General features: G+C 35.9%; 11 protein-coding genes. 5 read left to right on the plus strand and 6 right to left on the minus strand.

What is annotated here, in order from left to right; all coding sequences use genetic code 11:
• Nucleotides 1–251: 251 nt before the first annotated feature.
• Complete coding sequence (locus tag B0E34_RS16720; protein WP_087711309.1) at nucleotides 252–986, minus strand: helix-turn-helix domain-containing protein; 735 nt, start codon at nucleotides 984–986, stop codon at nucleotides 252–254.
• 279 nt (nucleotides 987–1,265) lie between these two features.
• Here B0E34_RS16720 and B0E34_RS16725 point away from each other — a divergent pair, with 279 nt between their 5' ends.
• Nucleotides 1,266–2,435 (plus strand): thioredoxin family protein, encoded by a 1,170-nt coding sequence (locus tag B0E34_RS16725; protein WP_087711311.1) that lies wholly within the window; start codon nucleotides 1,266–1,268, stop codon nucleotides 2,433–2,435.
• Between the two features lie 59 nt (nucleotides 2,436–2,494).
• Here B0E34_RS16725 and B0E34_RS16730 read toward each other — a convergent pair whose 3' ends face one another.
• On the minus strand, nucleotides 2,495–3,286 hold the full coding sequence (locus B0E34_RS16730; protein ID WP_087711313.1) for a GLPGLI family protein: 792 nt from the start codon (nucleotides 3,284–3,286) through the stop codon (nucleotides 2,495–2,497).
• 67 nt (nucleotides 3,287–3,353) lie between these two features.
• Complete coding sequence (locus B0E34_RS16735) at nucleotides 3,354–3,677, minus strand: hypothetical protein (RefSeq protein ID WP_087711315.1); 324 nt, start codon at nucleotides 3,675–3,677, stop codon at nucleotides 3,354–3,356.
• Between the two features lie 176 nt (nucleotides 3,678–3,853).
• On the opposite strand from B0E34_RS16735, the gene B0E34_RS16740 reads away from it, so the two are divergent.
• Nucleotides 3,854–4,237, plus strand: a complete 384-nt coding sequence (locus tag B0E34_RS16740) for a helix-turn-helix domain-containing protein (protein WP_087711317.1) — start codon at nucleotides 3,854–3,856, stop codon at nucleotides 4,235–4,237.
• A 256-nt stretch (nucleotides 4,238–4,493) separates the two neighbouring features.
• Here B0E34_RS16740 and B0E34_RS16745 read toward each other — a convergent pair whose 3' ends face one another.
• The gene (locus B0E34_RS16745) at nucleotides 4,494–5,516 is read right to left on the minus strand and encodes a 3-oxoacyl-ACP synthase III family protein (RefSeq protein WP_087711319.1); all 1,023 of its coding nucleotides are present in this window, start codon (nucleotides 5,514–5,516) and stop codon (nucleotides 4,494–4,496) included.
• Between the two features lie 72 nt (nucleotides 5,517–5,588).
• Between B0E34_RS16745 and B0E34_RS16750 the strand changes: the two genes are divergently transcribed.
• Complete coding sequence (locus B0E34_RS16750; RefSeq protein ID WP_087711321.1) at nucleotides 5,589–6,488, plus strand: magnesium transporter CorA family protein; 900 nt, start codon at nucleotides 5,589–5,591, stop codon at nucleotides 6,486–6,488.
• 197 nt (nucleotides 6,489–6,685) lie between these two features.
• Nucleotides 6,686–8,272 (plus strand): patatin-like phospholipase family protein, encoded by a 1,587-nt coding sequence (locus B0E34_RS16755; RefSeq protein ID WP_087711323.1) that lies wholly within the window; start codon nucleotides 6,686–6,688, stop codon nucleotides 8,270–8,272.
• 167 nt (nucleotides 8,273–8,439) lie between these two features.
• Here the strand turns inward: B0E34_RS16755 and B0E34_RS16760 are convergent, their stop codons facing one another.
• Nucleotides 8,440–9,546, minus strand: a complete 1,107-nt coding sequence (locus B0E34_RS16760) for an NAD(P)/FAD-dependent oxidoreductase (protein ID WP_087711325.1) — start codon at nucleotides 9,544–9,546, stop codon at nucleotides 8,440–8,442.
• A 388-nt stretch (nucleotides 9,547–9,934) separates the two neighbouring features.
• Nucleotides 9,935–11,293 carry an AAA family ATPase gene (locus B0E34_RS16765; RefSeq protein WP_087711327.1) on the minus strand — a complete coding sequence of 453 codons (1,359 nt, stop codon included), beginning with the start codon at nucleotides 11,291–11,293 and terminating at the stop codon, nucleotides 9,935–9,937.
• Between the two features lie 117 nt (nucleotides 11,294–11,410).
• Here B0E34_RS16765 and B0E34_RS16770 point away from each other — a divergent pair, with 117 nt between their 5' ends.
• Nucleotides 11,411–12,313 carry an ABC transporter ATP-binding protein gene (locus tag B0E34_RS16770; protein ID WP_076392438.1) on the plus strand — a complete coding sequence of 301 codons (903 nt, stop codon included), beginning with the start codon at nucleotides 11,411–11,413 and terminating at the stop codon, nucleotides 12,311–12,313.
• Nucleotide 12,314 lies beyond the last annotated feature (1 nt).

Genomic DNA, 12,314 nt, shown 5'->3' on the forward strand with positions numbered 1-12,314 from the left:
CCGTTTAATTCGTTACTAGTTAATGTTTCATGGTTTGGTGCAAAATATCGGTTACATATTTTACAACATTGGCTAGTGGCATTATTAGTTTTTAGTGTTTAGGTGAGCAGTACGGGTTTTATTTTTCCGGAAAGATTGGTAATAACTGCAGTAGTAGTGGTTATCCCGTAAAACTGGCGCAAATATAATGCACTAAATAGTTTCTGCGAAAAGAAAGGTTATCCGTTTTCAGGAAAATGAAAAGAAAAAGACTAAGACTGTTGATCATTTTCGTGAAAAAAAGGAATCATATCCGACTGATTTTCAGAATAAAGCAACTTTATATAAACTGATGGAGAATAATCTGTAATCTGTTTAAAAACGGAGGCAAACTTGCTGTGAGAAGAAAATCCGCACTCTTCAGCGAGGATGCTGATCTTGTATTGGCGGTATTTTTCGTCATTAACAAGCTTATCGACGATGTAATTTATCCTCAGACGATTGATATAGGTTTTAAAATCCGAATTTTTGTGGCGGTTGATGAGGTGCGAAAGATATTTCGTATTGGTGTTTAACTCTCCTGCAAGAAAGGACAGAGACATATTTTTATTCGTGAAGGACGTTCCTTTTTCAAAATCATTCAGGAGTTCAAGAAGTTTGGCTTCGGTTTCGGAAGTCATAGGAGATTCTGCTTTTTTCCTTCCTTTTTCATCGTCATTATTCTGAATTTCTTCAATGGAAATATGAGCAAAATCCGGTTTTGGATCCTCAGAATAGAAACCTTTATCCTGAACAAATCCCTGCCGATGGTTTCTCAGGATGTTCCTCATTCTTGCAAGCTGCTTTTTCTGTTTGGATCTGAAATGAAGAAATAACCCTATTAATGCAGAACACAACACAATAATGATTACGTTCTGTGCAACATGTATCGTTTCATGATGCTCATGTACGGAAACGGGAAATGCATTGACCAGTAGTAATACAAACCGGCAGAAACTATTAGACATACTTCAACAAATTATTATCCTTGTTATAATAATTCATCATTTTCATGGGTGTCTTTTTGTTTTTCACAAAACTAAGAATAATTTATTTTTTAATAAAATTTAATACTACCAATTAATTCGATAGGTAAAATGAAAATTTTTACTGTTTTTAATAAAACATCCGTTTCTTTTTTAACCTGAAATCAAAAAAATAATCAAAACATCGTTGTAACTATTTCTCTCCTGAAAAGACTTATTTATTAACATAATTATTACATTTGCAACCAATAAAAAGTATTTATGAAAAAACTATCGATATTTTCTGCCTTATTCATCGGAGCGTTTGCTCTTGCGCAGGGAATAAAATTTGAAGAATCCAACTTTACAGCCGTTCTTGCTAAAGCAAAAAAAGAAAATAAACTTGTATTTATCGACGCTTATACCACTTGGTGCGGACCTTGTAAACTGATGGCGAAAAATATTTTCCCGCAGAAAACCGTAGGAGATTATTACAACTCCCACTTCATCAATGCAAAAATTGATATGGAGAAAGGCGAAGGAATTGAAATTGCCAAAAAATACAACGTAAAAGCCTTCCCTACTTACCTTTTCGTAGACGGAAACGGAGAATTGGTACACAGAACTTTAGGATATGTGGAGGAAAACGATTTCATCCAGTTTGCAAAAGATGCAGGAGATCCAAGCAAAAGGTTAACCGCACTGAAGCAAAAATTCGAAGACGGCGAAAAAGATCCTGAGTTTCTGAAAAACCTTGCTTCTCTTACGATGTATAACGATGCTGAGTTTGCAGGAAGAGTAATGGAGCGCTATTTCAGTTCAAAAAAAGAACTGGACAGAGAAGATGTTCAGATGTTACTTTCCGTTGCACAGAATCCGGACAGCCCGATGTACAAAATTTTTCAGGCAAAAAAGGATGAAATCTCAAAGATTATTACTCCTCAAAAGTATGAAGCGATTGACAAAAATATCAAGATCAGCAGTATCTTTAAAAAGTCTTACAACCCACAGTCAAAAACGTGGGACGACAATTATTTCCTGACGGAAGCTCAGAAATTTTTATCTAAAGATGAGGCTGAAAAAATCCTGAAAAAAGCACAGGCTTCAAGAGCTTTAAGAGATAAAGACTTTGCCAAATACGAAAAACTGACGCTTGAACTGAACCAAGACACTTCTGCATTAAGCTCCGAAGAACTGAATTCTCTTGCATGGAATTTCTTTGAAAATGTAAGCAACAAAGCATCTTTGGAAAAGGCATTAGTCTGGGCGCAGGAATCTGTAAAGAAAGACGAAAACTTCGCGAATACCGATACTTTAGCCAATCTTTACAACAAAACCGGCGACAAGAAAAACGCCAAACTCTGGGCTGAAAAATCCATCGAACTGGCAAAAAAGACAGGACAGGATGCTTCCGATACCGAGAAATTGCTGAAAAGCCTGAATATACAGTAAAAAACAAAAAGGTTGTCTCTTAAAACGGACAACCTTTTTTTATGAATTTAAATCACAATTCAATCCAGATGATTATTATCTTTTCTGTGTCTTTTTTCCACCCACTCTTTTTGTTCTTTGGTTAACGTTTTTCCTGTAGCCATAAAAAAAGCTCCTGCAGGATCATTTTGAAAATCTGCTCTTTTTTTAGAAAACTTCTGATAATCTGTTTCGATGATGTTTCTGATAGGAGCTATTAACTCACTGATATTTTTAAGTTTAATTAAAGTAAAATGAAAATAGTCTTTATCGTCATAAGCTTCAATTACCAATCCGGGTAATCCTTTAAAAGTATAAGGTCCTTCAGAAACAGGAACTTCTTCCGTATACCACGCGGTAATATTTTTATTTCTATATTTTCCTACTGCTTTTCTGCATTTATAACTACTTACTATTTTAGTATCATCTTCTAATTTCCAATCAATTTTTTGATCTGCTTCAAAAGCATACGTTGCATTAAAAATCTTATCGTAAATCTCTAATTTGTTTTCAGATTTAAATACTTCCGGATTAAAATAAGCTTTTGGAATTTTAGAAAAATCAATAATAATTCTTCCGTTTATAGGATTGTTGATACTATTCTTCGTTGATTCCTTCGTTAAAGAATCATAGATTGCCTTTTGATCGCTTTTGAAAATAGAAGATTTCTTACCTATCCACAGACTCGTCATTTCTTCTTTTTGACTGTTTGCATCTGTTGTGTCTATTAAAAATTTAGTCAAATAGGTACATTTAATATTTGAATTTTCCAATTCCTGAGAATATAAAATATTCCCTAAAAATATCAGAACTAAAAATAATAATCTCATCATGTTTTAAAAATTTAATAAAGTCTCAGTATAAAAATTGACTGAGACTTTTTATTTTACAAATTATTGTTTACCCACAAAAGAACTTTGTTGCCAATGTCCCATTTGTGGTCATACAATTCCATGCATCATCCCATGTTGAAACACACGTTCCTGAACCGTAGCAAACCTGATCATCAAGAAACATATCTAAACAGGGAATATACATTGAGTATTCTATACAATTATATTGTAATGTTTTAGATTCTGCTTTAGAAGATTCATTCGTGTTTTTTTCCTGAATAACTTCTTTTTTCTCTTTTTCTGTTTCTTTAGCAGGTTTTGTTTCTTCTGCGTTTTTTGCATTTACCAAGCCGGCAACTCCAAAGGCTGCCAATAAAATAATTTTTTTCATTTGATTTGAAATTTAAAATTAAACATTTTTTTACATCAAAAGTAATTCGCGAAACTTTTTTCAAAAATAAATTCCTATTCCCTAACTATCTATTCCAAACAGAATAAAATACAATTCCGTTTGGAATAATTTTTTTCTCCCAAAAACAGTATATTTACAGTTCAATTTCCATAATTATGAATAACAGTGTTGGCTTTAAAATAAAAAAACTGAGAGAACAGAAAGAAATGTCTCAGGAAGATCTGGCTTTTCAGCTTGAAGTTTCCCAAAGCTATCTCAGCAAAATTGAAAATGGAAGCATTGAAAAATTAGACTTTATTTTTATGCAGAAAGTGGCTGAGTTCTTTAAAGTAGAACCTCAGTATTTTTTGGAAGGAGATACCATCATCAATAATAATGTAGAAACAAGCAATAATTCTTCTGTGGGAAATGTAGGAGATACAAACATTAATAATGTTGATGTAGATTTATTCAAAAGCGTGATGCAAAATCAGCAGCAGATCAGCCAACTTATGGAAATGCAGAATAAACTGATCGAAAAAATGCTGAAAGAAAAATAGGGAGAAACATTCTCTGTCCGAGAATATTAAAACCCAAACAAGTTCTTACTTTCTCGTTCCGAGAAAGTTCAGCCTGAAAGAGAAACACTCCGTCTCGCTCCGAGAAAGTGTAAACCCAAACAGTTTGGCTCCGTCTCGGATTGAGAAAACGCAAAACCGAAAAGAATATTTATTTATAAAAGTTTAAACAAAATCCACATATAACAAAATCCGCAGACTGTTCTGCGGATTTTTATCGTAAAATGGTTCTGTGCCATTAATATTCGAACAAAACGCTTCCCCAGGTGAAGCCACTTCCAAAGGCAGAAAGAAGTACCAAATCTCCTCTTTTAATTTTCCCCTGCTCAATCGCTTCACTTAAAGCAATCGGAATAGAAGCTGCCGTTGTATTTCCGTATTTCTGGATGTTGTTGAAGACCTTTTCATCCGGAAGTCCAAACTTCTGCTGAACAAACTGGGCAATTCTTAAATTCGCCTGATGCGGAATAAACATATCTACATCGTCAATTGTTTTTCCTGCTTTATCCAAAGCTTCCTGCATGGTTTCAGGGAATCTCGTTACTGCGTTCTTAAACACGAAATTTCCGTTCATGATCGGATAAACTTCTTTGTTCGTTACATTTTCAGGTTCTTTTCTCATCCTGTCGCTCCATCCGTACTTAGAACCCGGAAACTGTGTGCACAATTCATCTGCAAATTTCCCTTCGGAATGCATATTGAATGCTAAAATATCTCCTGCGTTTTCATCTTCTGTTGCCGACAATACAATCGCTCCTGCTCCATCGCCGAAAATAACGGAAACACCTCTCCCTTCATCCGAAAAATCGAGCCCGAAAGAATGCACTTCCGCACCGACCACCAGAATATTTTTATACGTTCCGGATTTAATGAAGGCATTTGCCACACTCGTCGCATATACAAAACCGGAACACTGGTTTCTCACGTCCAAAGCACCAATGGTATCGCAGCCAAGCATATCCTGTAGCAGAACGCCGCATCCCGGGAAATAGTAATCCGGAGAAAGGGTTGCAAAAACAATATAATCTATATCTTTAGCCGTTAAACCCGCATTCGCAATCGCTTTTTCGGAAGCTTTAAAACCTAAATAAGCCGTCGTTTCCTGAGAATCGTTTCTGTTTTTACGGTGTCTTCTTTCTTTTATCCCCGTCCTTTCCGTGATCCATTCGTCATTGGTGGTCATTAATTTTGCTAGATCATCATTGGTAACAACGTTATCTGGAACATAAAATCCGATTCCTTTTATTGTACTTTTAATCATATAGTTTTTTAATTTTGACAAAGATAAACTTATTTAAGACATAGTATTTCAAAATATTACTATTTTTACGGTATGCCAATTGACACGATTTACAGAGATTCCCAGTGCGAATGGGTGGATGTAGAGGCTCCCACAGCGGAAGACCTGAAATTTTTACACGAACGGTACGAAATCAATAATCTTCTTCTGGAAGATACCTTAGATCCCAATCACTTACCGAAATATGAAGAGGACGGAGAGGTAAAATTCTTTCTCCTGCGGGAAAGTACCGAGCTGGAACGCAAAAACCTCAACACGATCAGCGACATCAGTACCAAAATCGGGATTTTCATTCTGGGAAGAACGATCATCACGATCCACAGGATGAAAACGAAGAGCATCGCAGAAACCAAAAAACAGCTTTCTGCCATGAAAACTGAAACCACCTCCAAAAACATCGCGTTGAAAATCGCACTGCTCATCATGAAAAGTTTTGATGATGAATCGGTAAGTCTTCTGGAAACGATGGACAATATCGAAAACGAAATTTTCCTTAAAAATACCAACCATACGAACCAGATTAAAAGGTTATATAAGCTGAAAAGAAAATCGGGGCTGAATTCAAGAGTGCTTACGATTTCCACAGATGCCATCGATAAATTTAAATTACTCGGACTTCAGGATTCTGAAGCGTATGATTTAAAAGACAAACACAAGGACGTGGTTGCGGATTTCGATCATCTTAACGCACAGATCACCAACCTTATCGGGATGTTTCTTGCTCTTTCTGACCAGAAAGCCAATCAGGTAATGAAAGTTCTGGCAATTTACTCGGTGTATTTTTTACCTATCACCTTTATTGCAGGAGTCTACGGAATGAATTTCGATAATATGCCGGAATTACATACCCAACACGGATATTTTTATACCTTAGGCTTAATGGCTCTGGTTGTGATCTGTACCTTTATCTACGCGCGAAGAAAACAATGGTAATTTTCCCGCTTTAATTATCGTGAAAATACTGTGGCTGAATCTTTTAAATAGTTGTAATTTTAATTCAGAATCAATGAACTAATGAAACGTTGAGAATTCCCCTCCTCTGGAGGGGTGGATCAATTTTCAGGGAAAATTGAAACGGGGTGGTCTTATCAACCCGATTTTAAAAATAAAAACAACCAAAAACAAAAGCCATGAAACCTGAAATGCTGCAAAAAATTCTTGAGGAAGATGTTCTCTCGAAAGAATCCAAAGAAAAACTTTCTGCGCTACACGACCGTATTTCGGCGAAAGAATTTTCTGATCTTCTGGATGCAGAAGGCAATCAGTATGTGGAATTTGTGCAGGAAGGAGGCGGAGTCTGGGGAAGCGCACTGGTGGGTTATCTGTACGGACTGGAAATTTTCGGGATCCGTTTTCTGAAAGTGGCGGGAACGAGTGCGGGAGCGATTAATACGATGCTGATCGCCGCGTGTAAAACCAAAGAAGAAGCCAAAAGTGAAGTGATTAAAGATATCCTCTTCAACTGGAATTTCTCGGACTTCATGGATGGAAAACCGTATGTAAAAACAACCATCCATTCGATGCTGAATAACAAAAACTTCCTGAAGATCAATTCCATTATCGCAGGAATTATTATGCTGATTCTCGTGATTGCGCCTTTTGCCATTTCTTCGGAAACAACACTGAGAGCCAAACTGCTTTTTCTGGTTCCCATCATTCCCATCATCATTGTTTATCTGTATCTGAGAAAGTTATATAATGATCTGAAAAAAGCCAATTCAGGATTAAATCCCGGAAATACTTTTCTGAATCAGATGAAAGACGTTCTGGATGCCTTCGACATTAAAACAGTGGCTGCGCTGAATGATAAGTTTGTAAAAAAAGGCAGAGACCTCAACCTGAATTACCGTCATGGCAACGAAACACAATACTACAATATTGCTTTAGAAAGCATTAAGGAAATTCATCAGAACAATAAGAAACATATTGATGAAATCCGGTTTAAAATATTCTATGACGGTGTCGTTAACAACGAATATTATAAAAAAGATCCTTTCTATTCCTTAAAATCTGAATACATCGTGATTACAACGGATATTAATGCCAAAATAAAAGTAGAACTTCCCACAATGGCAAATCTGTACTGGTCGGAAGAAGAGCTTAAAAAGATCAGTCCGGCTGAATTTGTAAGAGCTTCGATGTCGGTTCCCTTCTTTTTTGAGCCTTTTCAGAAGCAAATCGATAAAAATGATGATTCTGTAAAATATGCATGGAGATTCTGGATGAATACGAAACAGGAAGACATCAATCCTGCCGGAGTTTTTATTGATGGCGGAAGTATTTCCAATTTCCCGATCGACCTTTTCCATTCCACTGATATCTTTTATCCGAGAATGCCTTTATTCGGCGTACAGTTAACGAGCGATTCTGATATTCAGTCTGAAAAAGGAAAGACCAGCGCAGAAATTTTAAAATCTCCCCTTTCTTTTGCAGGCAATATTATTGATACTTTAAAAGGTTTTAACGACAAAACGTTTCTCACCAAACATACGTTCTACCATCTTTTCAGCATTCAGACCGTGAACTGCGGAACCAGCAACTGGCTGAATTTCTTTATGCAGAGAGAAGAAAAGGAAGAGCTCTTCAACCGCGGATTTTCTGCGGCTCTGGATTTCCTGAGTAATTTCGACTGGCAAAAATACAAATGCGAAAGAATGATGGTTTCTATGAAGGAGAAAAAGATCCTGAAGGAAGAGGATACGAAAACGGTGGGGTAAAAAATAAGTTTGCTTTAAAATTTTATTAACCACAAAAGTCGCAAAAGCTTAAAATAATTTTAATTTAGTGCATGAATGCAATGAAAAGCTCACAATAGCTTAAAAAGCTCCGATTTTCTTCTTAATTGATTTTTATTTTTACGTAATAAAAACTAATATGACTAAAATTAAATCATTTCCGCCACAATCTCCCCGATTTTCGGAGCCATTGCAACGCCCATTCCCGAAAGGCGGACTGCGCAAAACTGTCTTTCTGAAAGTTGTTTTACAATCGGTGTTTTTTCGGTTCCCATTGCCATAATTCCTGACCAGCGATGAGCGATTTCAACATGCTGATTGGGTAAAATGACTTCTTTCAAAAAATTTTCAAGATGATTCTGCAAAAATTCTGTGGTTTCAAAAGATGTGGTTTCTTCTGTTTTAAAATCCTGATTTCTTCCGCCTCCGAGTAAAATCCGGTTTCCGAGATTTCTGAAATAATAAAAACCTTCATCATAATGGAATGTCCCTTTTAATTTCAGATGTCCAATCGGTTCCGTTAGAATAATCTGTCCTCGAGCCGGAATAATTTCTTCCTTGTCTAAAAATCTTGAAGCAAAAGCATTCGTACAGTGAATTAACTGATCTGCCTTCACAGAAAGATTTTTTGAAAGATGAACTTCAATTTCATCTGAATGTTCCGTGATATTTTCAACTTCGGTTCCGAAGAGAAATTCAACCTTTAATTCATGACATTTCTCCAGTAACTTCTTAAGCAGTTTCCCGGAATGCAGACTTCCTTCACACGGATTTTCAATCAGATATTGAGATTTTCCTAAACCGAATTCCTGAATTTTGTACTGGCTTAAAAAATAAGTCTTTTCAACATTGGTAATGGATTTCAGCTTCTGATTTACTTCATCCAGCTTTTGTAAAGGTTCATCATCATTAAGAATCTCGAAACCGCCATTCAGATCAAAATCTATCTCGAAATTTTTAAAATAATGCTGAATTTTCTGCAAACCGTCAAACCTCATCTTTACAAGGTCTAATGTTTTTTCCCAGCCCATTTTTTCAGAATCGGCAATTACTTCCGTTAAACTTCCGAAGCAGGCAAAACCGGCATTTCTCGTGGAAGCACCCATCGGAACAGAATTTCGCTCAATGATCAAAACAGATTTTTCGGGATATTTTTCTTTAATGGAGATTGCCGTCCAAAGTCCCGTAAAACCGGCTCCGATAATTATAACCTCGCGTTTTCTGTAAAAAGTTTCAAGTTCCCAGATGCTGTTCATAAGTAATTTGTAGTGAATGGTTAATGGTTAATTTGCTTTGCTTGTGAATTTTTTTAAACTCTATAATTGACTTAAGTTTGATGTAAAACAATATAAAACCCTCAATAGAATGAGACTTTAGTTCAAACTCATATTCAATTGTTATTAAACTCAACTTATGGTAATTTATTTAAACACATAAGTCACATAAGATTTAAAATCAACCGGAAATTATAGGTAAGAACACTTTAGTTTCCGAAAATCTTTGATTTTCCTTATGTGATCTTTCTATTCAATATTTAATTAAAAACTCATGTGACTTATGTGTTTAAATTAATAGTTTGTAAATCATTTAAAATCAACCAATAGCCTGCAACGCAAAATTCACAAACAAAGAGAATTCACCTTTCTATCCCTGACTTCCCTCTTCTTCGCCGTTATGATGAAATCCGATGATTCTTCTTGGTTCTTCAACTGCTTTGTAAGTATCCAGTTCTTTTTTAAGATTCTGAATTCTCTGCTGGAACTGATCGAAATTATTAATGATCGCATCTGCTAAAAATCTCGCAATCTGATCCAGATATTCTTCAGTCAGTTTCGCTGCCGCATCTCTTAAAGCGCCTTTTAAAAGTTTCTGATCGATCTTTAAATTTTCGTTCCGCGTTTTCTGATATTCGTTTTTAATTCTTTTTTTCAGACTTTGGGTAAAATCAATCAGCATCGTATTGCTGAATACTTTCATTTGTGAAGAAACCTCATTCCAGAAAGGAATTTTATCAGCTTTGTTGTTTTTTAAAATCTTAAACAGCAAAGAATCCTTCTCCAGATTTTTTGTCATCGCATATAAAATGATTTCAGATCTTTCCGCAAGATTGGGCGGAAAAACCGGAATCATGACATCGAATCTTCCGGGAGCCAGAATTTCTTCATTAATTTCAGAAACGGAATTTGCAGATCCTACCATTAAAAGATTCCCCTGCTCAAATTTCGAAATATAGTGCAGAATAAGTTCCTGTGTTTCCAGATTACAGGAAGTGACATTATTGTCTGCTTTCCTTGCCATCATAATTTCATCAAAGTCTTCCAGAAACAGCAGAATTTTGTCTTTCTTCATAATGGTTACCAGAAAATCATTGAAATTGGTCTGAATTCCGTCTACAAAAGAGGTTCCGAGGTAATGTTTTTTAACTTCTTTAAATTGATAGCCTATAATTTCGGCAATTTTATTTGCCCAGAAAATCTTGCCGCTTCCGGGAGGACCATACAGAATAATTCCGGCGGGTTTGTTGATTCCCCAGTCTTTAATCTGCTGCGGATTTAAAAACGGTTCCAAAGCGGCTGAAATGTAGAAGAACAGATCTCTGTAGCCGATGAAATCTCTTTTTTGAAGACTGGTTTTATGCCCGAAATAATCGTACACAAACTGATAATTTCCGCCCAGTTTGTTATCGATTCCGTAGCTTGAAATGGAAGATTTGAAGAAACCGTTGTCAAAAATATTCGGATCGGCTTCTTTAATGGCTTTTTCTATTTTTTCTTTGGGCTGATTGATGGTTTCCGCAATCTGTTCCAGTGTTTTTGTTTTGTCTAAATCTTTTTCGTAAAGTTTTAAAAATTCGATGTTTTCGCGCGCAAACTTTTCAAAATCTTCTTTTACTTCAAAATTTGTGCTTATGCATTCTACGAGCTCAAGATCAAAATCCTGAATAAACTGTTTGATTGCTTCTGCTGAAACGTTAAGTTCTTTTGCCAGTTCAATTAACTTCATAATTCCCTATTAATTCTATCAAATTTAATGTTTTTAGAAATTAAATTTTACGGATTGATGATATAATTTGTAACAAAACGTGAATTATATACACTACTACTATGTAAAACAAATTACATGGAAAAAATTTTATCAGTAAAGAATCTGACTAAAAAATTCAAGAGAATCGTGGTAAACAATATCTCCTTTGATGTGGAAAAGGGGAATGTTTACGGACTTTTAGGACCGAACGGAAGCGGAAAATCCACCACTTTTGGGATGCTGCTTTCTACGATTAACCCGACAAGCGGAGAATGGTACTGGTTTGGAAAAAAAGGAACTGATCCGGATACGCTGAAAAAAATCGGGGCGATTATAGAACAGCCTAATTTTTATCCTTATCTGAATGCGGAGACGAATCTTAAAATTGTTGCCGAAATTAAAGGAACGCCGTATTCCAGAATTGATGAAGTGCTGAAAACGGTTAATCTTCTGGAAAGAAAAAAAGATCCTTTCCGAACGTATTCTCTGGGAATGAAACAGCGTCTTGCGATTGCTTCGGCGATGCTGAACAATCCGGAGGTTCTTATTCTGGATGAGCCGACAAACGGTCTTGATCCTGAGGGAATTATCCAGATCAGAGATATCATCAATAATATTGCAAAACAGGGCATTACGATTATTATTGCGAGTCACCTTCTGGATGAGATTGAAAAGATATGCAGTCATGTAATTGTTTTGAAGGAGGGAAATTCTATCTATTGCGGAAGGGTGGACGAAATGACCGCCAATAATGGTTATTTTGAATTGAAAGCAGACAACAATACATTGCTTTTAAATGCACTGAATGAGCTGCAGTGGTTTACTGCGGTAAATCCGGAAGGCGATATTCTGAAAGCACAGATCCGTGATGATGCTTCTATTTCGGCTTCGGCGCTGAACCAGAAACTGGCTGAAAAAGGGATTTTCTTATCTCATTTAACGAAGAAAAAGCTGTCTCTTGAATCTCAATTCCTTGAACTTGTAAAAAACACAAAATAAT

It is taken from the genome of Chryseobacterium mucoviscidosis (assembly GCF_002177115.1).
GTDB classification, from domain to species: domain Bacteria; phylum Bacteroidota; class Bacteroidia; order Flavobacteriales; family Weeksellaceae; genus Chryseobacterium; species Chryseobacterium mucoviscidosis.